Consider the following 24,689-nt stretch of genomic DNA (forward strand, 5'->3'; position numbering starts at 1 on the left):
ATGTCGAATAACACAACACAAAATTTACAAAACGTATCTCCTGAAGCTCTAGATTGGGCTGTAGTTCAAAAAGATATGAAAAATAAACTAGGCAGTGATATATATGAAAGCTGGCTTAGAAAGATAGACTTTGTTGAAGAGATGAATAGTTTTGTCTTACTTTCAGTTTCTACTAGGTTTATCCGAGACTGGATTACCTCAAGATATTTAGATCAAATTTTGCAAATAGTAAAAATTTATAAGAAAGATTTAACAAGAATAGAGTTTAAGATTATTGAAAAAAACTCTGAAAATGAAATAGAAAATAATATTACTAAAAATGAAAACAATGAAAATGTATCCTTCATTAAAGACACATATTTGCAATACAACAGAATAGACCCAAATAAAAGATTTGATAATTTTATAACAGGAACAAGTAATAAACTAGCCTATGAAGCATCTATGAAAGTTTCAGAAAATATTTCTCATTATAATCCGCTTTACATTTATGGGGGTGTTGGAATGGGAAAAACGCATTTATTAAATTCAATTGGTCTTTCATTAAAAGAAAAAAATAAAGTTATGTTTATTTCTGCCGAGAGATTTATGTATCAGTTTGTAAAATCGATTAAATCTAATGATATGGTAAAGTTTAAAGAGTATTTTAGAAATACTGACATATTATTAATAGACGATATTCAATTCATGAATGGTAAGGAGGCAATGCAAGAAGAGTTCTTTCATACGTTTAATGCATTATTAGATAAAGGGTCACAAGTGATAATCTCTGCCGACAGAGCTCCAAACAAATTATCAAGAATCCAAGATAGAATTAAATCAAGATTTGCTGGAGGTCTTGTTGTTGATATACAAAAACCAGACTATGAACTTAGAAGTAAAATTGTTAAGCAAAAAACAGAGGAACTAAACATTTTTTATTCAAATCAAGTAAATATTTCAGAAGAAATACAAAAATTTATAAGCACAGAAATAACTACAAGTATTAGAGAGTTAGTAGGAGCAATTAATAGAGTTGTTTCTTTTTCAAGAATTTACAACAAAGTTTCAAATTTATCAGAAGTTAAAGTAGTTTTAAAAGATCTATTAAATATTGGAGAAAATAAAGTAACAATAGATTTAATACAATCGACTGTATGTAAGTTCTTTAAAATTAGTAAAAGTGAGATGCTTTCTGCAAGAAGATCTAGATACCTTGTAAGACCAAGACAAACAGCAATATATTTAACAAAAATTTTGACATCCAAATCATTACCTGAGATTGGGAGAGAATTTTCTAATAGAGATCATACAACAATCATTCATTCTGTTAAAACTATTGAAAAATTGAAGGAAAAAGATCCAGAAATGACAAACAATATTAATAATCTAAAAAATCAGATATTGTATAATAAAGAAAATGAAATTTAACGTTAATCAACAAGATCTGCAACAAGCACTTAATTACTGCCAAGGCGTAATTGAAAAAAGAAGCACTCTTCCTATTTTGTCAAATATTTTACTAAATGCTAGTAATTCAAATTTAACAATCACTGCAACAGATTTAGATTTAATATTTATTCATCAAATTAACAATATTGAAGTTGTAGAAGAAGGAAATACCACTACTACGTCATCTATTATGTATGACATCATAAGAAAATTTTCATCAGGGAAAAAAATTAATTTATCTTTGACGGACGTTAGCAAACTTCAAGTTGAGTCTGAAAAATCTATTTTCAATCTAAATTGTATTAGTGCATCTGAGTTCCCACTAACAGACGAAAACTTTAATCAAAATGAATTTTCTATAAACTCAAAACAATTATTAAAATTATTAAATAAATGTAAATTCTCAGTTTCTAATGATGAAACTAGACATTACTTAAGTGGAATTTTTTTTCATCAAACACAAACTGAAGATAAAAATTTTTTAACAGCAGCAGCTACAGACAGTCATAGAATGTCTATTTCAAAAATAAGATTAGACCAGCAAGTAGATTTTGAACCAATAATACTTCCTAAAAAAACAATTTTTCAATTATGTTCGTTGCTAGAAAGTTATGATGGGGATGTTAAAATTTCAAATATTAAATCTAAAATAAAATTTGAATTAAATAATAGCATATTGATATCTAAGTTAATCGATGGAAAATTTCCAAATTATATTCAGGTAATACCTAAGAATAATCAAAAGAAGTTAGAAATAGATTTAAAATTATTTTTAGATTCCGTTGATCGAGTTGCTTCAGTTTCATTGGATAAAAAAGATGGAGTTAAATTTAATTTGTCGAAAGACACTCTAAACTTATCAGTTAATAATACCAATAGTGGAGATGGAAAAGAAAGTTTAACCGTAAAGTTTGATCATGATTTAGAAATAAGTTTTAATTCTAGATATTTAATTGATGTAGCATCACAACTTGATGGCGATAAGATTGAAATTTTTTTCAATGATACAGGGTCTCCGGCATTAATTAAAGATCCAGGTGATTTTGATAGTATATTTGTTGTAATGCCCATGAAAGGCTAGTTCAAAGTATCAAGTTCAGAATAAATAGTATTTTCCAATTCCTTTGTAAAAATTTCTTTGCTTAATCCAGGTTCAATGGGTTTTAAAATTGAAACTGTGAGAGTTGTGTTAACTTTTTTTTGACCATGTTTTGGCCAAGTATTCCCAGAATTAATTGCAATTGGTTGACATGAAATATTTAATTCTTCATAAATTCTACTAGATCCTTTTTTGAAAGGTGTTCTGTCCTCTGGAGACAACCTAGTTCCTTGTGGAAAAATTATTAATGGTCTTTCTGATGAATTTACTTGTTTAGAAATATCATCAAAAAAACCCAAGTTTTCTTTAGAAATTTTGTTTCTTTTAATTGATATTGATCCTATTTTTTTCAAATACCAGCCAAATATAGGAATCATTAGTAATTCTTTTTTTAAAATAAAAACAGGAGAATTAAAGATAGTTTGTAAAAAAAAAGTTTCAAACATTGACTGGTGTGAAGCAGCTATAAAAAATTTTTTCCCACTAATTATATTCTCTTTGCCTTTAATGATTATCTTAGTTGATAAAAATATTTTTAAACATAAGGATGTCCAAAAGCCCATAATTTTTCCACCAAATAAAACAATTTTCTTTGGTAGTAAAATTGCTGGCAAGAAGATTAGGGAAATAAAAATTATTCCTGAGAAAAAAAATAACGAAAATAAAAAATTTCTTATCATATTAATCAAAAACTAAATTAAATCTTTTAGTTTTTGTCTTTTTTTAATAATATTAATCTTAGACCCTTTAATTATTAATTCTGGTGGTTTTGGTCTTAAGTTATAATTTGAGCTTAGTGACATTCCATAAGCCCCAACATCACACATTACCACAAGATCTTTTTCCTTTAATTTCTGAAAACCTTTTATAGTTGTAAATTTGTCAGTACTTTCACAAATTGGTCCAACAAATTCATAAGTTTTCTTTGAAATATTATTACTTTTTACTACAGGTATAGTTTGGTGATTTGCGCCATATAATGCTGGTCTCATAAGATCATTCATTGCAGCATCCAATATGATAAAGTCTTTTTTAATGTTTTCTTTTATATAAATAACTTGAGAAATTAAAAATCCAATATTGCCAACTATAGATCGTCCAGGTTCAAATATTATTTTGGCTCTTTGGGTCTTTAAAAATTTTTGTATGGCAATGTTATATTTTTGGTAGTTTAATTTTTTGCTATTTTTTTCATAAGAAATACCCATACCCCCACCTAGATCAATAAATTCAAAGGTATGATTACTTTTTTTTATTATTTTATTCACCACATTGAGCATTTTCTCGTATGGTTTGTGATCTAAAATTTGACTGCCAATATGAACACTTAAGCATTTAAGATTAATATTTTTAGAATAATTTGTAAAATTTACTAATTCAAAAAAAGTTTTTTCATCTACACCAAATTTATTTTCTTTTTTCCCAGTTGAAATTTGTTTTAACGTCTTGGCATCTGTATTAGGATTAAGTCTAACACCTATATTGACTATTTTTTTTTTTAGTCTTGCAATTTTTTCAATTTCAATAATTTCACTTTTAGATTCAGCATTTATTAATAAAATTTTTTTATCAATTGCATAACTTATTTCAGTTGAAGTTTTACCTACCCCTGAAAAAACAATTTTTTTTGGTTCTATACCTGCTTTTAGAGCCATCATTAGCTCACCCATTGAAACAACATCAGCACCTAATCCTAATTTTCTAATTTCTCTTATCAGGCTTACATTAGTATTAGACTTAACGGCAAAACAGATTAATGGTGAAAAAGAGCTAAAATTTTTTTTAAAGTTTTTTATGTTTTCTGTAAGTTGCTTGTGTGAATAGCAATAAGTTGGTGTACCAAACTTTTTTGCTATTTTCTGAACATTAACTTTTTCAATTGTTAAGTTTTTATTTATATATTTCATTAATCTACTGACTTTGGAAAAACCATTTCATTCCCCCCATATTGAGGATCTCCTTTTTTTCCACATGAAAATAAGAAAGAACAAAATATAGAAATTAAAATTAACTTTTTTATCATTTTAAGCTTTTTTATATTTCATTATCATTTTTTTGATATTATCAAAAGACGTTCCACCGTAAGATTTTTTAGAGTTTACAGAGTTTTTTACATTAAATATCCTCAAAACTTCAATTGTAAGCTTTGGTTCAATTTTCTTTAGCTCATCAATATTTAATTCATTCAATTTTTTTTTTTCTTTTCTGCATAATTCACAATAGATGCAGTAGTTTGGTAAGCTTTTCTAAATGGCATTGAGTGATTTTTAACAAGATAGTCCGCTAAGTCAGTAGCCGTAATATAGCCTGAGTTAGCAAGGTTTAACATTTGTTGTTTATTGGGTTTTAGATTTTTTAAAACCTCATTAAGAATAGCAATACTATTATTAAGTATTTCATTAGATTTGAAGAGTATTTCTTTGTCATCTTGAAGATCTTTAAAATAGGATATGGGAAGTCCTTTAAGAATTGTTAGCATTGAAAATAAATTTCCGTAAACCATTCCAGTTTTCCCTCTTAAGTATTCTAACAAATCAGGATTTTTCTTTTGAGGCATTATTGAAGAACCAGTCACCACTTTGTCTGAAAGTGTAATTAAGCTGAATCCATCAGAGTTCCAAATAATAAGTTCTTCAGCGATTCTTGAAATATGCATCGAACAAACAGAAGCGCTGTATAAAAAATCTAAAACAAAATCTCTATCTGCAACAGTATCAACTGAATTATTCGTGGGTCTTTTAAATCCAAGTTTTTTTGAAGTAAAATTTCTATCAATATTAAAAGAAGTACCCGTTAAAGCAGCAACACCCAGCGGACTCTCTGATAAACTTTCTAAATTATAGGTAAATCTTTTTTTGTCCCTATTAAACATTTCCACATAAGACATTAAATAATGAGCAAAAGATACTGCTTGCGCATTTTTTAAATGAGTAAATCCAGGCATTATAGTTTCAATATTTTTTTCTGAAATTTTGAGAATGGTTTTAATAATATTGTCTAAACTCTTATTAATTTCTTTGGTTGCTGAAGTCGTCCACATTTTAAAATCGGTAATCACTTGATCATTTCTAGATCTAGCTGTGTGAACATATCCAGCCTCTTCCCCTATAATTTGAAATAATCTTTTTTCAATATTCATATGAATATCTTCATACTTTCTATTATATTCAAATTTATTTTTTAAAATTTCTTTCTCAATTTTATTAAGTCCAAAAATTATTTTATTCTTAATTTTAAAAGAAATAATTTTTTGTCTAAATAACATCTCAACATGTACAATTGATCCTAAAATATCTTCTTGAAAAAGCTTTTTATCGATATCTATTGAATTACCAACTTTTTGAAACAAAGTTGAGGCATCTTTTTTTATTCTTGATCCCCATATTGTCATATTGTTTTTATTTTTTACCATGTTAATTAATTATACATATTTAGTATGAAATTATTATTAATATTTATCTACCTAATAACTAGCAACATTAGTTATGCTCTAGAAAAACCTAATATAAAAAATTTAGTTCTATCAAAAAATCCAAAAATATATGAAGAAGTAGTTTTTAGGGATTCAAACAATTACGATGTAAACTTAGATGTTTTTAAAGGAAAATTGCTAATATTAAACTTTTGGGCTACTTGGTGCGCTCCCTGTAGAGAGGAGATGCCATCACTAGATGACTTACAATCAAATAGTAATTTTGATAATTTAAAAGTTTTTCCTATTAATATTGGTCAAGAAAACCTCTCTAAATCAGGTGCCTTTTTTAAAGAACTAGACATTCAAAATCTAGAAATCTATTTTGATGCACCAATTACTCTAGCTAAAAAATTTTCTTTAAGAGGGGTTCCCACAACTATTTTATTTAATAAAAAAGGTGAAGAGTTTGGACGTATTATTGGATCTATTGATTTTAATAACCTAGAGTTTGTTAATTGGCTAAAACAATACGATTAATTTTTAAAAAAATAAGCAAAACAAACCAAAACAATTATGGCTATAAATTGAAAAAGTACTCTGTATTGCATTAACTTATTTGAATATTTTTTGCTAGTTTCACCACCTTTGAATAAGGTCCCTATACCTAAGACCAAGACAACTGCTACGACTATTAAAAGTACAATACCTAAAATTTTAACTAATGTTCCTGTTATCATAAAACTATTGTAGAATAGTTTTTGATAAAAAAAACATAATAAAAACATCTATGACACTTTGTCTACCAACTACAATTATTAAGCCAGAAAAAGATATACTAATTAATAACGCTATTATTTTACTACATGGCTATGGTGGTGATGGAAAAGATATAAGTATGTTGACCTTAAATTGGAAAAGGTTTTTACCTAATACTGTTTTTTTATGCCCAGATGGTCACGAGGAATGTAAAATTAATCCAGCTGGTTTGCAGTGGTTTGATTTAACCAAAGATGATCCAAGTTATATCCTAGAAGAATCTAAAAAAGCAGAAACTAAACTTCAAAAATATATTGAAGAAGTTAAAAGTGAGTATAATCTTAACAATTCTCAAATTTGTTTATCAGGATTTAGTCAAGGATGTATGATGTCTATTAATTTAGGTTTAACCAGCAATCAAAATTATAATTGTATTGTTGGTTTTTCTGGTAAAATAATAAATCAAGATGATCTTAGCAAAAGAAAATCTTCTTCTACTAAAATGCTATTGATACACGGTGATCAAGATACGGTTGTGTCACCAACATTTTTATTAGAGGCAAAAGATTTCCTAATTAGAAATAATATTGAAGTTGAAACTAAAATGATAGAGAATTGTGAACATCATATTCCTATTGAAGCCTCAAGTGTAGCTTTAAATTATATTAAAAATAATTTTCAAACATAATTGAATTCTATTTATTGATAAATTAATTTTTTTCAGTTAGAATTTTTTATAATGATTTTTAATGATCAAAATTTGTCTTTAGAGAAATGTCCTGCATTAGTCTTAAATGCTGATTATAGACCTTTAAGTTATTATCCATTGTCTTTATGGAACTGGCAAGATTCTATAAAATCTGTTTTTTTAGATAGAGTTACCATAGTTAGCAATTATGACAGGGTTATTAGAAGCCCATCATTTAATATGAGGTTACCAAGCGTTATTGCATTAAAAAGTTTTATAAAACCACAGTCCAACCCTAGTTTCACTAGATTTAACGTTTTTTTAAGAGATAAATTTTCCTGTCAATACTGTGGAAGTGGTGAAGAGCTTACTTTTGACCATTTACTTCCAAGATCTAAAGGAGGGCAAACCAATTGGAATAATGTTATAACTGCTTGTTCTTCATGCAATGTAAAAAAAGGTGGAAGGTTATTGAAAAATTTGGATATGAGCTTAAATCAGGAACCATATCAACCATCTACAGAAGACTTACACAAAAATGGTAAAAATTTCCCACCGAATTTCCTACACAAGAGCTGGATGGATTATTTGTATTGGGATGTTGAGTTAGAAGCTTAATTATATTTTTTCAGAAATATTAATAGCAATTTTTGATCCAGTTTTAATTAATTTATCTAAAATAGAATACATTCCTTTTTTAGTTGCACCTTCTTTATAGGCTATATCTTTATGATGCAGCTCATCTTCTCTAAACTTAATTATTTTTTCTTTTAATTTTTTCTCATCATTTTCTAATTCATTAATTTGATTTAGATAGTGTTCGTCAATTACTTCTTCTACTGAAGCAGTGCATAACATGGCAGCTTTCTTTCCTAAGATTGTTGAACCAAAACCAAGTCCTACACCAAGCAAATCCCACAAAGGTAAGAATTTTGTTGGTTTTATATTTCTTTTTTTAATTTCATTTTCAAAATATTCACAGTGCTCTTTTTCGTGGATTTTCATTTCTTCAATTTTCTTTTTTAGATTTTCATCCTTAACAAATGTATTTAGAGCCAGTAATTGACCCTCGTAAATTTTTACCGCACCTCGTTCACCTGCGTGATCAACTCGAATAAATTCTTTTACTTTTTTTTTATTTGTTTTTTTCATAAGTTAAGAAAAGTTTTATAGTTATAGTTGCAATTATTAAAGAGATAAAAATATTAATTGTGGCAAGAGATAATCCTAAAATTTTAAAAGTTGCATCTTTACAGCTAACTGTGACTTCTTTTAGCTGATTTAGGAGCGCTTCTTTAGTCAAATCAGTATTGTTAGAATTTAAATCACAAACTAAAGATTCCTTTATGAAACCTTGCTCTATCCCAAAATGATAAAAGGATATAATGAACGCTATAATGAATGTAATACTTAAAATTATTAAAAAAAATCTTTCAAACCTTTGAATAAAGATGAAAAGCAAAATTATAACTATTGAAACGACATAAGGTATTCTTTCAATTAAACAAAGATTGCAAGGTTGATGGCCTAAAATATATTCAATAAAATAGGCTGCTGAAACAGCAAAAATACTGAACAATAATATAAGATGAAGTGGAGTTTTTCGGTTAATCATATTTGTGTTATTTAATTACAAAATATATTGAGGCAAAAATTAATACAATTATAATACCCAAAATTGTAAACCATTTTGCAGCATCAGTTTTCATAAATTTGCTAAAAATATCACCAAATTTATATGATAGGTATGAGACGATAAAAAATCTTAACCCTCTAGAAAATAGACAAATAATAAAAAATATAGGCAAATTAAAACCAATCATGCCACTAGTTATTGTGAACACTTTAAAGGGCAAAGGTGTAAATCCAGCAAGAAATAAAGTAGCAAGCCACATATAAAGACCACTTCCTTCAGATAAGTTATTTTTAAGATTAATTACCTTTTCTTCATAATTATAAAATTCTACTACAATCATTCCAAGATCAAAAAAATAAGATCCAATGAAATATCCAAGGATACCTCCAAGTGAAGAAAATAAAGTAGCAATTAAAAAAACTTTTAAATAATTATTTTTTTTTGCAATAACCATTGGAGCAATCATAACGTCAGGTGGGATTGGAAAAAAAGAACTTTCTGTAAAAGATAAAATTGCAAGATAAGTATTTGATCTCTTATGAGCAGCAAGTTTTAAAGTTTTTTGATACAATTCATTAAGCATTTTTTTGTTTTTAATATAAATTATGTTCTTATACTATTTAATTTTATAGTTATAATAAGGAAAACAAAGGGCGAATGGCGGAACTGGTAGACGCGCACGACTCAAAATCGTGTTTCGCAAGAAGTGAGAGTTCGATTCTCTCTTCGCCCACCAATATATTATGGAAATAAACAAAGTTAATAATTTATTAGAACTATTTTATAATCAATACCAAACACAAGACAAAACAAGTGTATTTTTACAGTCCTTGAAAGAAGTTGAAAACAAATATTCTTGGGAGGACGTGTATTCGAACATCATTAAACTTTCTGAAGAAATATCAAAATATATAAAAAAAGGTGATAGATGCTTGTTAATATCAGAAAATAGACCTGAATGGTTGATATCAGATTTATCCATTATGCTTTCAGGAGGTATAACGGTTCCAGCTTACACAACTTACACAGAAAGAGACTACGAGTATATAATTGATGATTGCTCGCCGACTGTTTTAATCATTTCTGATAAAACACAGTATTTAAAAGTAAAAAATATAATATCTAAAAAAAAATTTATAAAAAAAATAATTTTTTTCGATGTAATTGAAGAGTTTGACCAAGAACTTCATGTAAATATTAATCAAATCTTTGCAAATAAAAACTTTAGTTTGTTAAATTTTTCTGAAGTAAAAATTCAAAGAAAAGATGTTGCTTGTATAATTTATACATCTGGTACCCAAGGAAATCCAAAAGGAGTTGTATTAAGCCATGGTGGAATTTTAAATAATTGTGAAGGAGCGCTTGGTTTATTAAAAGAATTTATTTCAAAAAAACCTAAATTTTTGACATGGCTACCCCTTTCTCATTCATACGAGCATACAGTCCAATTTGTCCAAATAGTTGTGGGAGCACAGGTATTCTATGCTGAAAGTATAGAAAAACTTATAAAAAATATGGGAAATTGTTCCCCAGAGATAATGACGGCCGTTCCTAGATTTTATCAAAATTTACATCAAAAAATAAATACTAATTTTAATAAAGCAGCAGGAATAAAAAAATTCTTAATTAATCAAACTATTAAACTTGGAAATAAGAAATTAAATAGAGAGCCATTTTCATTAATAGAAAGTTTAATAAATTTTGTTTGCGATCTTTTGGTAAGAAAGAAAATTAAAGAACAATTTGGTGGAAATTTAAAAGCATTTATTTCAGGAGGAGGAGCACTAGATAAGGAAGTGGGGTATTTTTTAAATGCAATTGGTCTCCCAACATTACAAGGGTATGGATTAACCGAAACATCTCCTGTGGTAAGCTGTAATTCTATTAATGAAATTAGAGTAGAAACTGTGGGCAAACCTTTTAAGGGAAATTTAGTTAAAATTGCAAGTGATGGGGAGATTCTGGTTAAAGGGGAGAATGTTATGTTGGGTTACTGGAATAATGAAGAAGAAACAAATAAAGTTTTAAACAATGGATGGTTATCTACAGGTGATATAGGAGAGTTCGATGGTGAGTTTTTAAAAATAACGGATAGAAAAAAAGATATAATTATAACTCCAGGTGGAGATAATATTTCTCCAATTAAAATAGAGAGTGATTTAAATAAATCTAATTTCATAGAGCAAAGTTTAGTTTATGGTGACAATAAACCCTACCTAGTCTGTCTAATTGTTTTAAGTTTGGAATATAAAAATAAAAAGAATGAAGAAATCCAAAAAGAAATAGAAAAAATAAATAAAAATTTAAGTAAAATAGAAAAAATAAAAAAATTTTTTGTAATTAAAAATCAATTTACAATTGAAAACAATATGATGACACCTACTTTAAAATTAAAGAGATATAAAATTGTAAAAACTTATCTAAACGAGTTAGAAAAACTTTTTAATTAATTTTTATAAAAGACATTATTAGTCGCATAAACATTAATGTTTTTTACATAATAAAAAAATTAAAAAAACTTTTTATTAAAAAATAAATTTGTAATTTGTTAATTAATTAATGAATTGACATCACTTGCATAAAAAAATAAAAATAAGTTAACAGCGAATCACTTTGATTCGTTTAACTTAAACAGGGAGCTAAAGATGGCTACAAAGAAAAAAGCTAAAAAAGCTAAAAAGAAAACTAAGAAAAAAGCTAAAAAAGCTAAAAAAGCGAAGAAAAGAAAAAGATAGTATCTTAGACTTTTCAAAAAACGCTTCTCATAATGTTATGTATGAGAGGCGTTTTTTTTTCCCTAATTTTTAATCTTCAGTATCGGTAATTGCCCCTGAATCAGTGTCAGGTTCTGCAGCAGGTTCCTTAATCTTCTTTGGTGCAGCTATAGCTTTTGCTTGGCTTTCTAAATTTCTCTTTAATGCTTTATCTAATTTTTTCTGGGTATCTTCTAGTGATACACCCATCACTATTTGAAATTCTGATAAAATTCTTTCATACGCTTTTTCAAACAATTGTCTTTCACTGTATGATTGATCAACCATTAAGTCGTCACCTTTATTTAAATCTCTAACAACTTCTGCAAGCTCATAGATTTTGCCTGAAGAAATCTTTGCTTCATATTCCTGTGCTCTCCTACTCCACATAGATCTTTTAATTTTTGGCTTGCTTTTTAAAATAGATATACATTTATTGACCTGATTTATTGTTGCAAGAGGTCTAAGATGAGATTGCTTATTTACAGGAACCATACCATTGGCTTTGTCTTTTTCAAATTTAAGAACATAAGTCTCAACATCAATTCCACCAATATTAATCTTTTTAAACTCTGTAATTTGGCCAACACCATGTTTTGGGTAAACAACGTAATCTTTAACTTTATATTCTTTTTTTTCTGTTTCTTGTTTTTTAACCTTTTTAATCTCAGGTTTAATTTCATTACTTTTTGAAATTCTTAAATTATCAGTTTTTATTTCTACTTTTTCTGGAGTAGCTGTTTTTAAATTTTTTTTAATTTTAGTTGCAGTTACTTTTGTTACTTTAGTTTTTTTAACAACTTTAGCTTTAGGAGCTGTAGACTTTTTAACTACCTTTACTTTAGTTTTTTTTTTTACTTTTTTTTCAGGAGTTTTTTTAAAGATTTTCGCTAAAATATTTGTCGTACTTGTTTTCTTCATTTTTATACTTTTCATGATCCTCAGGTGGATCTTTTTTCTCAGTTATATTTGGCCAAATTTCACTATACTTTGTATTTATTTCAAGCCATTTTTCGCTTCCAGACTCAGTATCTGCTACAATTGCATCTACTGGGCATTCTGGCTCACAAACGCCACAATCTATACACTCCTCTGGTTTAATTACAAGCATATTGTTGCCTTCATAAAAACAATCAACAGGACAGACTTCGACGCAGTCCATTAATTTACATTTAATGCATTTATCATTTACCAGGTATGTCATTTAGATAATTCTTTTTTTACTTTTTCTTTTAAGTCACCCATAGTCTTTGCATCTATATATAATAAACCAGCTAGTCTCCTCATCAAGTTTGTCTCATACATATCTGCGTTATCATCTGAATAAATAATTTTCCATAGAGACTCAACAATTCTAATTTTATCTGATTCAGGAGCATTTTTGACCTCTCTTGTAAAACTTAGTATTTGGTTAGAATTTTCTTCAATAACTGAAGCATCTGCAATTAATTTATCTATATTTGAAATTGTTGCACCCAATTCAATTAAAGTTTTTCTAATAATCTCTTTTTCTTTATCTTCATAATTTTCGTCAATTTTTGCTACATGAATTAATAAAGCAGCAATATTAGAATAAGATTTATCATTATTCACTGTATCCTTCTCTTTTTCTTTATTTTTAAAAAAGCTTATCATTAATTAAAATTAAAATTTTTTAATACTTTAAATGGATTATTTATAGAGACTGTCTTTTTAAAAGGCTTTTTAATTTTTTTTTGTGGACTGTACTTAAAATAAATATCCTTGTCTCTTTCGAGTGTTTTGTAATTCATTTTCTCAATTAATTTTTTAAAATTTTCTTTACTACATCCTAATAAATTAAGCATCTCTGGTACTAGTTTAATTTCTTTATCCTTTTCGGGGCTAGCGTTAATAATTAGCACAAACAATCTTTCTAGAATGTCAATTCTAACATAATAATTATCAAAATTTTCAAAGCCACAAAGAAGCATAAAATGTTTATCTCTTATATTCTTATCATCCAAAAAATTTAAGCCAAAAGTAGGAGGAGTTAAATTCAAGTTTTTTTGATTAAAGTTTTTCCACAGTAAGGTTCTTAAGGAAACAGCTTCAGGCTTTAGTAATCTAAATAAAAAAACATGGTATCTTCCAAATTTAACACCCAAATCTCTTAAAGTTTTTCGCTCATCTTGACCAAGCTTCTTTAAGTATTCAGCTACTACTTCTCTTTTAATAACACCATTATTTTCATATAATTGGTAAGCCAATGCTTTAATGGAAGAGTTACTTTCTTTTAAATTTTTTAAGTCAATCAGACTTTTCAATACGAGCTTTATTTTTCCTTTAATCCAATTTCCAATAAACTCTGATAATTTTTGTTTGTCATCATTCTCCAGAATATCATCTACTATTAAAAATATATCAGGGTTTAAATAGTCTTTACCAGCTATTAATTTAGCAATTGGAAAATTTTTCCAATAAATTTTAAAATCATCTTTTATTTCTATCAACCCTGTATCAATAATAGATTGAATTCTTTTTTGCAGTTCTGGGCCCACAGTTTGTCTTGCTGCTTTTTTTAATGACTTAATATCAGTTTCAAGCGCACCAACTTTAAAATCTATCTCAAACCTTAAACCTTTCAAATTACCAATAAACTGCTCATCAATCATTACTTTATTATCTTCCATTATCTCAGTTTTAAATTCTATATCCTGTTTTAATCCCCTTGCAAGCACACTTGCTCTTTTATCAATAAAAGTTTTAGTAAGTTCTTCATGTAATCTGTCAGATAATTTGTCTTCTAATAGTTTAGTTTTCTCTATCCAATAACTTTGACTTTCAACCCAATTAATTTTATTTGAAACATATGACCAAGTTCTAACATTTGCAATTCTATTTGATAAAGAATCAACATTTCCTTCTAATTTATCCAACTTTATTAACTGTAACCTCATATAATCATTAGTAATTTTGCCATCTTTACCATTTAAAAAGCTAAAAACCCTACTAACCACTTCAAGATGGTTACCATAAGTTTTTTTTACAAAATCTGGAATTTGACAACATTCCCAAAGTAATTCCAATGTTTCTTGGTTATTTTTAATGTTGTGACCGTCCATATCTTTTAAAAAATATTTTAAAAGTTTTTCATCTCCACACTCATGTATTTTTCTTAACCAATCTCTATTAGGCTTTTCTTCAAGTGATTTAACTAAACTTAAAGCGTTATTAAAATTTAAATTAGAATTTCTCCAAAAAAGCATTTTAATTTCTTCAAATTTGTGATTTTCGAGCAGCTCAACCTCCTCTGCAGAAATCTCTTTACAGTCACCAGTAATTCCAAAATTTCCATCATTTAAATATCTGCCAGCTCTTCCAGCAATTTGTCCAATTTCAGACATGTTAAGACGCCTTAACTTTCTTCCATCAAATTTTTTTAAATTTGAAAAAAAAACATTTTCTAAATCCATATTAATTCCCATTCCAATTGCATCAGTTGCAACAAGAAAATCAACATCACCAGACTGATATAATTGAACTTGAGCATTTCTCGTTTTAGGGCTTAATGATCCCATAACAATAGCTGCTCCACCTTTTTGTCTTCTAACAAGTTCTGCAATAGCATAAACTTCTTCAGTTGAAAAAGCTATTATTGCTGTCTTCCTATTTATTCTTGAAATTTTTTTATGACCTACATATGAAAGTTGAGAAAGTCTTTCTCTGTTTATAAATTCAGTATCCTCATCTAGTTTATTTACTATACTTTTAATAGTGCTTGAACCCATAAGCATTGTTAGTTTTTCTCCACGAAGATTTAATAATCTATCAGTAAAAATATGACCTCTTTCATGATCTGCACACATTTGTATTTCATCTATCCCAACAAAATCTAAATGTTTATTAATTGGCATAGACTCAACTGTACAAAGAAAATATTTTGCATTTGCAGGGATGATTTTTTCTTCACCAGTAATTAAAGCAACTTTATCTATGCTTATTTTTTCAATAATTTTGTCATACACTTCACGTGCAAGTAGTCTTAGAGGAAAGCCAATCATACCCGAATCAAAAGAAAGCATAGTTTCAATTGCTAAGTAAGTTTTACCGGTATTTGTTGGACCGAGAACAGCTGTGATTTTATTTTTAGACATTTCTATTGATGGTACCTCTAATATTTTCTCCACTACATATTGTTGCTCATAAAGAACAAAAATAGACTAAAACATGACCGAATCGTAAGGATAAAAGTTCTCATTTGCACTTTATACACTAATTAATTTAACATAATAAAAAACAATTCTGTATTAGTATTTTGTAGCAAAGTTATGAATAAAAAATTGTGGGAAGCGTCACCTGGTCAGAAAAAAAAATCTCTTTTATCGAGCTATGAGCAATTTATTTCAAAAAAATTCAAAAAAAGATTTAATCAAAAATATGACAATATTTTAAAATGGAGCATTGAAAACCCAGGTAATTTTTGGAGTTCAATTTGGGATTTTTCTGAGATTAAAGGATTTAAGAGTAAAATTAAAATAAAAAAATCAAAAATATTTTATAAGAATAAATTTTTACCAAATTCAAAATTAAACTTTGCTGAAAACTTACTCTCAAAAAATAGTAAGAATAAAGCAATAACATTTGTTAGCGAGAATGGTTTTCGAGAAGAAAGAAGCTGGTACGAACTAAACATTAATGTAAGTAAAATATCTAAATTTTTAAAAAGTATTAAAATTAAAAGAAAAGATAGGGTTGCAGCATATATGCCCAATACTATTGAGACTATTGAGGCATTTATAGCCTCCTCTTCTTTAGGAGCAATATGGTCTTCATGCTCACCAGATTTTGGTGTTAAAGGTGTAGTAGAACGTTTTTCACAAATCAGTCCTAAAGTTTTATTTGTAGTAGATAAGTATTTTTATAATGGAAAAATAATAAATATTTTAGAAAGAGTTCCTCTAATTTTAAAAGAGATACCTTCTATTGAATATGTTGTCATTGTTAATTACCCAGGAGAAAGATATTTAGAAAATAAATATACATCTAAAAAATCAAAAGTACTTAAATGGAGTAAATTAATGAAACAAGAATCTGAAGAGATTCAATTTCCTAAATTTGATTTTGAGCAAGATCTTGCAATCTTATATTCAAGTGGAACCACGGGAAAACCAAAATGTATATGTCATAGGAGTGGAGGAGTTTTGCTTCAGCATAAAAAAGAGCATCAGCTCCATTGTGATATCAGAGAAGGTGATAATGTTTTTTATTTTACTACTTGCGGATGGATGATGTGGAACTGGCTGGTAAGTGTCTTGGCATCAAAAGCATCTATTGTTTTATTTGATGGGTCACCAATGTATAAAAAAGATGATTTACTATTAAAAATAGCTGAAAAAGAAAAAATTACTTTATTTGGTGTTAGTGCAAAATATGTTGACGCTCTTCGAAAATCTAAGCCTACTTTAAAATATAAGTATAAATTATCAAAATTAAGAACAATTTGTTCCACTGGATCTCCATTATCAAATGATGGGTTTAAATTTGTGTACGAGAACATAAAAAAAAATGTTCACTTGTCTTCTATCTCTGGGGGTACAGATATTGTTTCTTGTTTTGTTTTGGGAAACTTATACCAGCCTGTAATTTTAGGTGAAATACAAAATAAAGGTTTAGGTATGAATGTTGATGTTTTCAATGAAAAGGGTGAATCTTTAAAAAATAAAAAAGGAGAGCTAGTTTGCAAAAATCCCTTCCCATCAATGCCTTTAAAATTTTGGAATGATAAAAATGATATTAAATTTAAAAAAGCATATTTTAATCATTTTTTAAACATATGGTATCATGGTGACTATGCAGAGATAAAGAAAAGAGGTGGCTTTATTATTCATGGCAGGTCAGATACAACACTTAACCCTGGAGGAGTAAGACTTGGTACTGCTGAAATATATTCTGAGGTAGAAAAGTTTATAGAAATCAAAGAATCGATTGTTGTTGGTCAAGCATGGGATAATGACGTCAGAATTATTTTGTTTATAGTTTTAAACCCCAAACATGTGTTGAATGAAGATTTATTAAAGAAAATTAGAATACAAATTAGAAAAAATGCATCTCCAAGACATGTTCCGTCTAAAATTATAGTAGTTGATGATATTCCAAGAACTAAAAATGGAAAAATAGTTGAACTAGCTGTAAAAAATACAATAGAAGGAAATGAAATTAAAAACAAAGAAGCGCTAGCAAATCCAAGAGTTTTAAATCAATATAAAAATTTAAAGGAATTAAATTATTAAATGTTAAAAAATATAGTTAAAGGTCTAGAACCATCTTCTACTTTAAAAATTAATGAAATCTCTAGAAAGCTAGAAGAGAAAGGTGAAAAAATATTTAAATTTGGATTTGGCCAATCCCCATTCCAAATACCAACTGATATTGTTAATGCGTTAAAAGATAATGCCTATCAAAATAAATATTTACCAATGCAAGGTCTTAATGAGCTCAGAGATGCTGTTGCAAAATATACATCAGTTAAAAAAGATTATAATTACAAGTCTGAAAATGTAATTATAGGTCCTGGATCAAAAGAATTGATGTTTTTACTACACATTTTGTTTGATGGAGAAATAATATTGCCAGCACCAAGTTGGGTTTCTTATGCCCCACAAGCAATTCTTGGAAGAAATAAAATTCAATCAATTAAAACAAAAAGAGAAAACAATTGGTTTCCTACTGGTTCTGAAATTGAAGAAGTTATTTTAAGGGATAAAAATAAAAACTATCTATTATTTTTGAATTCACCAAATAATCCATCAGGGCAGATTTGTAAAAATCTAGAAGAAATTAGTGAGATTGCTAAAAAATATAATCTTATTATTTTATCAGATGAAATTTATTCTGAGTTGAGTTTTGATGAAGGGTTCAAATCTATTTCAAGTTTTTGTCCTGAAAAAACTATTATAAGCAGTGGTTTAAGTAAATGGTGTGGTGCAGGTGGGTGGAGATTGGGTTATTTTGTAGTTCCAGACTCTTTAGATATTTTAAAAAATTCAATTAATGTTTTAGCTAGTGAAACTTTTTCTGCTGTCAGTGCGCCAATTCAATATGCTGCAATTACTGCTTATACAAGTGATCATAGCAAATATATTGATAGTTCTAAAAATATTCTTAAAGCAGTTGGTAATTATGTTTATGAAAATCTAAAATCAAACAAGGTTTTAATTAATAAGCCCCAAGGTGGGTTTTATCTTATGCCAGAATTTTTAAATAAAAAATTTAATACATCATCAGAAATGTGTGACAATATTTTAAAGGAGACAGGTGTAGCGTTATTACCAGGATCAGACTTTGGTTTTGAGAAAAATAAGATGTTAGCAAGGTTAAGCTTTACAGATTTTGATGGTCAAAATTTTATGAATCAAACTCAAAATGGAAAAAAAATTGATGATGGTTTAATTTTAAAACTTGCACCTAAGATTGTTGAGGGTGTTGATAACTTAAAAAAATGGTCAACATCAACATAACTACCAGCTATACATACTCACTTAATTACTGTTAAATTTAATTAATATAAATAACGATATAGAGGAGAGAACATGAAAAAAATAATAACATCTCTATCAAGTGCTCTACTAATTTTTGTTGCATCTTTATCTTTTACTGGTGTTGCAAAATCTGCAGAGTTCTTCACGATAGGAACAGGCGGACCAACTGGAGTATATTTCCAAACTGGTAACGCAATTTGCAAAATGTTGCACAAATCAGCAATTGCTAAAGAACACGGAAGAAAAAAAGGTATAGATAAAGCTTACAGATGTACTGCGCCTTCAACTGGTGGATCGAATTATAATATTGGTCAAATCGCAGCTGGTGAATTTCAATTTGGTGTAGCTCAGTCTGACTGGCAATATCATGCTGTAAATGGATCAAGCAAATGGGAAGGTAAACAGTACAGTGATTTAAGAGCTGTATTCTCAGTACACAATGAACCTTTTCAAATTTGGGCAAGAAAAAAAGCAAAAGTAAAAGATTTTGCTGGGCTTAAAGGAAAAGTTGTAAACATTGGTAACGCTGGTTCAGGTCAAAGAGGAACTATGGAAGTACTTATGGATGCAAAAGGAGTTAGCAATAGCTTCTTTAAATCAACTACTGAATTAACTTCATCTGAACAAGTAAAAGCATTATGTGATGGTAAGATTGATGCTTTTGGTTACTCGGTAGGGTTTCCAAATGGAGCTATGGAGAATGCTGCTTCTTGTGGAGCAAAAGCTTTACCCATCAACTTAACAGGTCCTGAAGTTCAAGGACTAATTGATGGTGCTGCTTATTATGCAAGTGCCGTAATACCTGCTGGCACTTATACGGGACAGAAAAAAGATGTAACTACTTTTGGTGTTAAAGCTACTGTAGTAACTTCGGCTAATGTTTCTGATGAACTTGTATACCTAGTTGTTAAAGCTGTGATGGAGAATTTTGATGATTTCAAAAAACAACACCCTGCTTTTGCTTCTTTAAAAAAAGAAGATATGATAGCTGCTGGTTTGTCAGCTCCATTACACCCAGGTGCAATTAAATATTATAAAGAAGCTGGATTAATGTAATCCAACTCCTTAATTAAATTAAAAGGCCTGATATATTTATCGGGCCTTTTTTTTGTTATAGAGTATCATTTTAAAAATGAATCAAAGCATTAACGGTAAAGTAGAAAATAAGATTAGTGAGGATTTATCTCCAACTAGAAATCTTACTGGACTACATTTAAAAATTGTTGGAAGTATTGCAATCATTTGGTCATTATTCCAACTTTGGTATGCTTCTCCATTTCCTTTTATGTTTGATATTGGAATGTTTAAAGGACTTCCAGCTAGGGCTATTCACTTAGGTTTTGCTTTAACTTTAGCTTTTTTAATTTATCCAATTTCTAAAAGAAAAAAAATTTCTATATTTGATATTCTAATTAGTTTTATTGCTGCATTTTGTTGTTTATATATTTATTTTTTTTATGATCAATTAGTTGACAGAGGGGGAATTCTTTTAACTGTTACAATTTGGGAAAAATTTAATTTACCAATTGAGTTAATTATTGGAAGTTGTGGAATTTTAATATTAATTGAAGCAACTAGAAGAGTATTTGGATTACCTCTAGTTATTATTGCAGTTTGTTTTTTGCTCTTTTCATATTTTGGTAGATACGCACCAGAAATAATTTCTCATGGTGGGCTTTCATTAAATAGATTAGTTGGATTTCAGTGGCTTGATCAAGAAGCTATATTTGGGATTCCTATAGGTGTTTCTGTAGATTTCATTTTTTTATTTGTTTTATTTGGAGCTCTTCTAGAAACGGCCGGTGGTGGTAAATATTTTTTAGACCTAGCTTTTGCCATGGTTGGCAAAATGAGAGGAGGACCTGCAAAAGCAGCAATTTTAGGATCTGGAATGACCGGTCTAATCTCAGGATCTTCAATTGCAAATACGGTTACAACTGGAACTTTTACAATTCCAATTATGAAAAAAACTGGTTTTTCCAAAGAAAAAGCTGGTGCTATAGAGGTATCATCATCAGTTAATGGACAATTAATGCCACCTGTAATGGGAGCTGCAGCATTTGTAATGGCAAGTTTTTTAGGTGTTACTTATTTTGAGGTCGTTAAGCACGCATTTTTACCAGCAATTATTTCTTATGTGGCATTATTTTATATTTCTCACCTTGAAGCTTTAAAATTAAATTTAAAAGGAATGGATGATGTCGATATTCCAAATTTAAAGAAAACATTTTTATCAGGATTACATTTTTTAATTCCTATTTTTGTTTTAGTATACATGCTCGTTTATTTAAGATTTACCGCTTCATACTCAATATTTTTTGCAACGATTGCATTAATAATTGTAAACCTTGGTTACATATTATTTAAAAATTCTGATTTTAAATTAGCAATAAAAACTTGGTTTAATCAAACGATAGTTGGTTTTGAAAAAGGTGCTTTAAATATGGTTGGTGTTGGAATAGCAATAGCAACAGCTGGTATAATAGTTGGAGCTGTTGGTTCAACAGGGTTAAGTACAAATTTAATTATAGTTATAGAATTTATTGCAAAAGATAATGTTGTTATTTTGCTATTTTTAACAATAATTTTATGTCTGATACTTGGCATGGGTCTTCCAACCACTGCAAATTATGTTGTAGTAGCTTCTTTAATGGCAACAGTATTGGTTGATGTTGGAAATGCCTCTGGATTTGTATTTCCTCTTATAGCGGTGCACTTGTTTGTTTTTTATTTTGGTTTAATGGCTGACGTCACTCCTCCAGTTGGTCTCGCATCATATGCGGCAGCTGCTATTTCAGGAGGTGATCCACTTAAAACTGGTCTGCAAGCTTTTTGGTATAGTCTAAGAACAGGTATTTTACCTATCGTATTTTTATTTAATCACGAATTGTTATTGATAGGCATTGAAAATGTGTGGCATGGACTACTGGTAATCATCACTTCTTTGATAGGTATATTAGTTTTTACTTCTGCAACTCAAGCTTGGTTTATTAATAGATTAAGATGGTACGAGATAATAATTTTTTTATTAATCTCCATTTCACTCTTAGCCCCAGAATTTATTTTAAATAAATTTTATCCTAAATATAATTATATGGATATTAACAAAATTCATTTAATGAAGGTAGATTTCAATAAGGAGGCTAGATTTAAAGTAACACGCCCAAGTAATTATGGTGAAAGATATAAATTAATTGTAATCAAAAAAAATACTTTTGAAACCGAGTATAGTTTAGAGCAATATGGACTTAGTTTAATTAGAGAAGAAAACAGGGTTATTGTAGATACCCTGCAATGGAATGGAAGTGCTAAAAAAAGTGGTTTTGAAACTGGTGATTATATAAGTGAATTTAAAATAGAAAATGCAGATAGACCAAATAAAGGAATCATTTACCCAATAGCTATTTTATTATTAATTATGTTTGGTTATTTGAACTATAGAAGAAAAGAATAATTATCCACCAGGACCAAGATCAGATGGTTTAATTTTTAAGATTTTCCATATCCCCGATGCTGAAGTTATAATTTTATCATTACATTTGAGCTCACAAAATAAAAAAATCAGTGTATTAGTTTTTTTAAGAATTCTAGTAAAGCCAGTAACTATATCACCTACTTTAGAGGCACCAATAAATTTTAAATCTAATGAAATAGTTACACAAGGTGCATTTCCAGATGCTTTATGTGCAGCAGTCCCTGCTCCTGCATCAATTAAGGCTGATAAATAACCACCGTGAGTTATCCCGGCAGCATTTAAATGATTTTCATTAATCGTAGTTTTGAATTCATATTCTGTTTCAGATACAGTTTTAAATAAAACTCCACCATTGTGTTTCATAAAACCAGGTTTAATACTTATTTGCTCAAATTCATTGCTCATAGGTCATTATAGTACGAAAGTTAAAATTAATATAATTATAAAAACAATTATAAAAAAATATATAACTGATTTTTGTAGTGATGATTTTAGTAGCCAATCTAACATTTTTATTTATCCTTTTTGGTGGACCGCCCAGAACTCGAATCTGGAATCTCCCGGTTCGTAGCCGAGCGCCTTATCCAATTTGGCCAGCGGTCCTTAATTAAATAATTTTTCCAACATATCAAAGTTTTTGATGTAATTTAAGTTATAAAATATTATGCTGCACTATCAATGAGCAAAAAATCAAATGATGTGGTTATTACAGCTGCATTAAGAACACCTATAGGCACATATAAAGGGTCTTTAAAAGGTCTTAGTGCTGATAAATTAGGTGCACTAGTTATTAAAGAAGCTGTTTATAAATCAAAATTAAAATCAGACGATATTGATGAGGTGATTATGGGACACGTTCTCACTTCTGGATTAGGGCAAAACCCAGCAAGACAAGCTTCTATTCATGCTGGAATTCCAGTTTCAAAACCTGCACATATAATTAATCAAGTATGTGGATCTGGATTAAGATCTATAATTTCAGGCTATCAATCTATTAAACTAGGTGAAAATAAAATTATAGTCGCTGGCGGACAAGAAAATATGTCTAGAGCACCACATACAATATTTTATCGAGAAGATAAAAAATTAAATGAAAATAAATTAGTTGATACAATGGTCAATGATGGACTGATAGACTCATTTAATAATTATCACATGGGTGTTACGGCAGAAAATGTAGCAGAAAAGTATCAAATTTCCAGAGATGAACAAGATATGTTTGCCTTCAATTCTCAAAAAAAAACACAAGATGCCATAAGTAATGATAAATTCAAAAACGAGTTAATTAAATTAAATATTAATACAAATGATAAAAATTTTATTTTTAAAAAAGATGAACATCCAAGAAGTAATTTAAACTTAGAGGATTTAAAAAAATTAAAAACTGTTTTTAAAGAAAATGGAACAGTTACGGCGGGTAATTCATCAGGAATAAATGATGGTGCGGCAGCAACTATTTTAATGTCTAGAGAAGAGGCGGAACTTAGAGGTATAGAACCTTTTGCAAAAGTGGTCTCCTGGGCAACTTGTGGTGTTGAGCCTTCATTGATGGGACTAGGTCCAATTAAAGCTGTCAATATAGCTTTAGAAAAAGCAGGATGGAAAATTGAAGATATTGATTTATTTGAAGTCAATGAAGCATTTGCAGCTCAAAGTATTGCTGTGATTAGAGATCTTAAAATTCCTAAAAAGATTGTGAATGTTAATGGTGGAGCAATTGCATTAGGACATCCAATTGGAGCTTCTGGAACCAGAATTTTAGTAACCCTTATTCATGAAATGATAAAACAAAATAAAAACAAAGGTTGCGCTACTCTCTGCATTGGTGGTGGAATGGGTATAGCCATGTGCATTGAAAGAAATTAATTTCTTATTTATTTGTTAATTTTTAAAGTTTTTTGTTCAATAAAAATACAGGTTTGCATAAAAAAACTTAT

At 28.5% G+C, this 24,689-nt stretch carries 22 protein-coding genes, 2 tRNA genes and 1 pseudogene; 12 read left to right on the top strand and 13 right to left on the bottom strand.

All coding sequences use genetic code 11. The annotated features are described in order from the left end of the window. Together dnaA and dnaN are read left to right on the top strand one after the other, a co-directional pair. A complete protein-coding gene (gene dnaA / locus AC5YGC_RS00005; protein WP_496139623.1) occupies positions 1–1,410 on the top strand; it encodes a chromosomal replication initiator protein DnaA in 1,410 nt (469 codons plus the stop codon). Then, positions 1,400–2,512: a DNA polymerase III subunit beta gene (gene dnaN / locus AC5YGC_RS00010; protein ID WP_496139624.1), complete on the top strand. Its 1,113-nt coding sequence runs from the start codon at positions 1,400–1,402 to the stop codon at positions 2,510–2,512. Before dnaA ends, dnaN begins: the two co-directional genes overlap by 11 nt. Here dnaN and AC5YGC_RS00015 read toward each other — a convergent pair. From AC5YGC_RS00015 to argH, 3 genes and pseudogenes are all read right to left on the bottom strand, one after another. Further along, the gene (locus AC5YGC_RS00015; protein ID WP_496139625.1) at positions 2,509–3,210 is read right to left on the bottom strand and encodes a 1-acyl-sn-glycerol-3-phosphate acyltransferase; all 702 of its coding nucleotides are present in this window, start codon (positions 3,208–3,210) and stop codon (positions 2,509–2,511) included. The two genes, dnaN and AC5YGC_RS00015, sit on opposite strands and share 4 nt — an antisense overlap. A 12-nt stretch (positions 3,211–3,222) precedes the next feature. Then, positions 3,223–4,437: a diaminopimelate decarboxylase gene (lysA, locus tag AC5YGC_RS00020; protein WP_496139627.1), complete on the bottom strand. Its 1,215-nt coding sequence runs from the start codon at positions 4,435–4,437 to the stop codon at positions 3,223–3,225. A gap of 117 nt (positions 4,438–4,554) precedes the next feature. Further along, a pseudogene (argH, locus tag AC5YGC_RS00025) lies at positions 4,555–5,942 on the bottom strand (argininosuccinate lyase). Positions 5,943–5,966: 24 nt separating this feature from the next. Here argH and AC5YGC_RS00030 point away from each other — a divergent pair. Next, positions 5,967–6,482 carry a redoxin domain-containing protein gene (locus AC5YGC_RS00030; RefSeq protein ID WP_496139628.1) on the top strand — a complete coding sequence of 172 codons (516 nt, stop codon included), beginning with the start codon at positions 5,967–5,969 and terminating at the stop codon, positions 6,480–6,482. Here AC5YGC_RS00030 and AC5YGC_RS00035 read toward each other — a convergent pair. Next, positions 6,479–6,682, bottom strand: a complete 204-nt coding sequence (locus tag AC5YGC_RS00035) for a twin transmembrane helix small protein (RefSeq protein WP_415286478.1) — start codon at positions 6,680–6,682, stop codon at positions 6,479–6,481. The genes AC5YGC_RS00030 and AC5YGC_RS00035 overlap by 4 nt on opposite strands. Positions 6,683–6,732: 50 nt before the next feature. Here AC5YGC_RS00035 and AC5YGC_RS00040 point away from each other — a divergent pair, with 50 nt between their 5' ends. Continuing rightward, complete coding sequence (locus AC5YGC_RS00040) at positions 6,733–7,389, top strand: alpha/beta hydrolase (protein WP_496139629.1); 657 nt, start codon at positions 6,733–6,735, stop codon at positions 7,387–7,389. 51 nt (positions 7,390–7,440) lie between these two features. After that, complete coding sequence (locus AC5YGC_RS00045) at positions 7,441–8,007, top strand: HNH endonuclease (RefSeq protein ID WP_496139630.1); 567 nt, start codon at positions 7,441–7,443, stop codon at positions 8,005–8,007. On the opposite strand, the gene AC5YGC_RS00050 is transcribed toward AC5YGC_RS00045, so the two are convergent. From AC5YGC_RS00050 to AC5YGC_RS00060, 3 genes are read right to left on the bottom strand one after another with little or no spacing between them, the layout of a single operon-like run. Next, entirely contained in the window at positions 8,008–8,541 is a 534-nt protein-coding gene (locus AC5YGC_RS00050; protein WP_496139631.1) for a demethoxyubiquinone hydroxylase family protein, read from the bottom strand. After that, positions 8,525–9,004: a disulfide bond formation protein B gene (locus AC5YGC_RS00055; RefSeq protein WP_496139632.1), complete on the bottom strand. Its 480-nt coding sequence runs from the start codon at positions 9,002–9,004 to the stop codon at positions 8,525–8,527. Before AC5YGC_RS00055 ends, AC5YGC_RS00050 begins: the two co-directional genes overlap by 17 nt. Positions 9,005–9,011: 7 nt before the next feature. Further along, positions 9,012–9,608, bottom strand: coding sequence for a VTT domain-containing protein (locus AC5YGC_RS00060; protein WP_496139633.1), 597 nt, complete (start codon positions 9,606–9,608; stop codon positions 9,012–9,014). Positions 9,609–9,676: 68 nt separating this feature from the next. Between AC5YGC_RS00060 and AC5YGC_RS00065 the strand changes: the two genes are divergently transcribed. Together AC5YGC_RS00065 and AC5YGC_RS00070 are read left to right on the top strand one after the other, a co-directional pair. Beyond that, a tRNA-Leu gene (locus AC5YGC_RS00065) sits at positions 9,677–9,761 on the top strand. Between the two features lie 7 nt (positions 9,762–9,768). Continuing rightward, the gene (locus tag AC5YGC_RS00070) at positions 9,769–11,475 is read left to right on the top strand and encodes an AMP-binding protein (protein ID WP_496139635.1); all 1,707 of its coding nucleotides are present in this window, start codon (positions 9,769–9,771) and stop codon (positions 11,473–11,475) included. 354 nt (positions 11,476–11,829) lie between these two features. Here AC5YGC_RS00070 and AC5YGC_RS00075 read toward each other — a convergent pair whose 3' ends face one another. The 4 genes from AC5YGC_RS00075 to AC5YGC_RS00090 are packed head-to-tail and all read right to left on the bottom strand — an operon-like array spanning position 11,830 to position 15,893. Continuing rightward, entirely contained in the window at positions 11,830–12,714 is an 885-nt protein-coding gene (locus tag AC5YGC_RS00075; RefSeq protein ID WP_496139636.1) for a CarD family transcriptional regulator, read from the bottom strand. Further along, a complete protein-coding gene (gene fdxA / locus AC5YGC_RS00080; protein ID WP_415286485.1) occupies positions 12,656–12,982 on the bottom strand; it encodes a ferredoxin FdxA in 327 nt (108 codons plus the stop codon). The genes AC5YGC_RS00075 and fdxA overlap by 59 nt, the downstream gene beginning before the upstream one ends. Continuing rightward, on the bottom strand, positions 12,979–13,413 hold the full coding sequence (locus AC5YGC_RS00085; RefSeq protein ID WP_496139638.1) for a TerB family tellurite resistance protein: 435 nt from the start codon (positions 13,411–13,413) through the stop codon (positions 12,979–12,981). Before AC5YGC_RS00085 ends, fdxA begins: the two co-directional genes overlap by 4 nt. Then, on the bottom strand, positions 13,413–15,893 hold the full coding sequence (locus tag AC5YGC_RS00090) for a helicase-related protein (RefSeq protein ID WP_496139639.1): 2,481 nt from the start codon (positions 15,891–15,893) through the stop codon (positions 13,413–13,415). Before AC5YGC_RS00090 ends, AC5YGC_RS00085 begins: the two co-directional genes overlap by 1 nt. A 174-nt stretch (positions 15,894–16,067) precedes the next feature. Here AC5YGC_RS00090 and AC5YGC_RS00095 point away from each other — a divergent pair, with 174 nt between their 5' ends. The 4 genes from AC5YGC_RS00095 to AC5YGC_RS00110 all read left to right on the top strand — a co-directional run bounded on the left by AC5YGC_RS00095 (position 16,068) and on the right by AC5YGC_RS00110 (position 22,731). Then, positions 16,068–18,029, top strand: coding sequence for an acetoacetate--CoA ligase (locus AC5YGC_RS00095; protein ID WP_496139640.1), 1,962 nt, complete (start codon positions 16,068–16,070; stop codon positions 18,027–18,029). Continuing rightward, entirely contained in the window at positions 18,030–19,256 is a 1,227-nt protein-coding gene (locus tag AC5YGC_RS00100) for an aminotransferase class I/II-fold pyridoxal phosphate-dependent enzyme (RefSeq protein ID WP_496139641.1), read from the top strand. Between the two features lie 72 nt (positions 19,257–19,328). Further along, positions 19,329–20,333 carry a TAXI family TRAP transporter solute-binding subunit gene (locus tag AC5YGC_RS00105; RefSeq protein WP_415278332.1) on the top strand — a complete coding sequence of 335 codons (1,005 nt, stop codon included), beginning with the start codon at positions 19,329–19,331 and terminating at the stop codon, positions 20,331–20,333. A 76-nt stretch (positions 20,334–20,409) separates the two neighbouring features. Continuing rightward, complete coding sequence (locus tag AC5YGC_RS00110) at positions 20,410–22,731, top strand: TRAP transporter fused permease subunit (RefSeq protein WP_496139642.1); 2,322 nt, start codon at positions 20,410–20,412, stop codon at positions 22,729–22,731. Here AC5YGC_RS00110 and AC5YGC_RS00115 read toward each other — a convergent pair whose 3' ends face one another. Both AC5YGC_RS00115 and AC5YGC_RS00120 read right to left on the bottom strand, forming a co-directional pair. After that, positions 22,732–23,157 (bottom strand): hotdog domain-containing protein, encoded by a 426-nt coding sequence (locus tag AC5YGC_RS00115; RefSeq protein WP_496139643.1) that lies wholly within the window; start codon positions 23,155–23,157, stop codon positions 22,732–22,734. Positions 23,158–23,278: 121 nt separating this feature from the next. After that, positions 23,279–23,355 (bottom strand) — tRNA-Arg (locus AC5YGC_RS00120). Positions 23,356–23,430: 75 nt separating this feature from the next. On the opposite strand from AC5YGC_RS00120, the gene AC5YGC_RS00125 reads away from it, so the two are divergent. After that, complete coding sequence (locus AC5YGC_RS00125) at positions 23,431–24,618, top strand: acetyl-CoA C-acyltransferase (RefSeq protein WP_496139644.1); 1,188 nt, start codon at positions 23,431–23,433, stop codon at positions 24,616–24,618. The last annotated feature ends 71 nt before the right edge of the window (positions 24,619–24,689 follow it).

This window comes from Candidatus Pelagibacter sp. uisw_138, assembly GCF_059512485.2.

What these genes read in the sequence shown, in the direction of transcription:
- dnaA (WP_496139623.1), top strand. Translation starts at nt 1, where the DNA reads ATGTCGAATAACACAACACAAAATTTACAAAACGTATCTCCTGAAGCT.
- dnaN (WP_496139624.1), top strand. Translation starts at nt 1,400, where the DNA reads ATGAAATTTAACGTTAATCAACAAGATCTGCAACAAGCACTTAATTAC.
- AC5YGC_RS00015 (WP_496139625.1), bottom strand. Translation starts at nt 3,210, where the DNA reads ATGATAAGAAATTTTTTATTTTCGTTATTTTTTTTCTCAGGAATAATT.
- lysA (WP_496139627.1), bottom strand. Translation starts at nt 4,437, where the DNA reads ATGAAATATATAAATAAAAACTTAACAATTGAAAAAGTTAATGTTCAG.
- AC5YGC_RS00030 (WP_496139628.1), top strand. Translation starts at nt 5,967, where the DNA reads ATGAAATTATTATTAATATTTATCTACCTAATAACTAGCAACATTAGT.
- AC5YGC_RS00035 (WP_415286478.1), bottom strand. Translation starts at nt 6,682, where the DNA reads ATGATAACAGGAACATTAGTTAAAATTTTAGGTATTGTACTTTTAATA.
- AC5YGC_RS00040 (WP_496139629.1), top strand. Translation starts at nt 6,733, where the DNA reads ATGACACTTTGTCTACCAACTACAATTATTAAGCCAGAAAAAGATATA.
- AC5YGC_RS00045 (WP_496139630.1), top strand. Translation starts at nt 7,441, where the DNA reads ATGATTTTTAATGATCAAAATTTGTCTTTAGAGAAATGTCCTGCATTA.
- AC5YGC_RS00050 (WP_496139631.1), bottom strand. Translation starts at nt 8,541, where the DNA reads ATGAAAAAAACAAATAAAAAAAAAGTAAAAGAATTTATTCGAGTTGAT.
- AC5YGC_RS00055 (WP_496139632.1), bottom strand. Translation starts at nt 9,004, where the DNA reads ATGATTAACCGAAAAACTCCACTTCATCTTATATTATTGTTCAGTATT.
- AC5YGC_RS00060 (WP_496139633.1), bottom strand. Translation starts at nt 9,608, where the DNA reads ATGCTTAATGAATTGTATCAAAAAACTTTAAAACTTGCTGCTCATAAG.
- AC5YGC_RS00070 (WP_496139635.1), top strand. Translation starts at nt 9,769, where the DNA reads ATGGAAATAAACAAAGTTAATAATTTATTAGAACTATTTTATAATCAA.
- AC5YGC_RS00075 (WP_496139636.1), bottom strand. Translation starts at nt 12,714, where the DNA reads ATGAAAAGTATAAAAATGAAGAAAACAAGTACGACAAATATTTTAGCG.
- fdxA (WP_415286485.1), bottom strand. Translation starts at nt 12,982, where the DNA reads ATGACATACCTGGTAAATGATAAATGCATTAAATGTAAATTAATGGAC.
- AC5YGC_RS00085 (WP_496139638.1), bottom strand. Translation starts at nt 13,413, where the DNA reads ATGATAAGCTTTTTTAAAAATAAAGAAAAAGAGAAGGATACAGTGAAT.
- AC5YGC_RS00090 (WP_496139639.1), bottom strand. Translation starts at nt 15,893, where the DNA reads ATGTCTAAAAATAAAATCACAGCTGTTCTCGGTCCAACAAATACCGGT.
- AC5YGC_RS00095 (WP_496139640.1), top strand. Translation starts at nt 16,068, where the DNA reads ATGAATAAAAAATTGTGGGAAGCGTCACCTGGTCAGAAAAAAAAATCT.
- AC5YGC_RS00100 (WP_496139641.1), top strand. Translation starts at nt 18,030, where the DNA reads ATGTTAAAAAATATAGTTAAAGGTCTAGAACCATCTTCTACTTTAAAA.
- AC5YGC_RS00105 (WP_415278332.1), top strand. Translation starts at nt 19,329, where the DNA reads ATGAAAAAAATAATAACATCTCTATCAAGTGCTCTACTAATTTTTGTT.
- AC5YGC_RS00110 (WP_496139642.1), top strand. Translation starts at nt 20,410, where the DNA reads ATGAATCAAAGCATTAACGGTAAAGTAGAAAATAAGATTAGTGAGGAT.
- AC5YGC_RS00115 (WP_496139643.1), bottom strand. Translation starts at nt 23,157, where the DNA reads ATGAGCAATGAATTTGAGCAAATAAGTATTAAACCTGGTTTTATGAAA.
- AC5YGC_RS00125 (WP_496139644.1), top strand. Translation starts at nt 23,431, where the DNA reads ATGAGCAAAAAATCAAATGATGTGGTTATTACAGCTGCATTAAGAACA.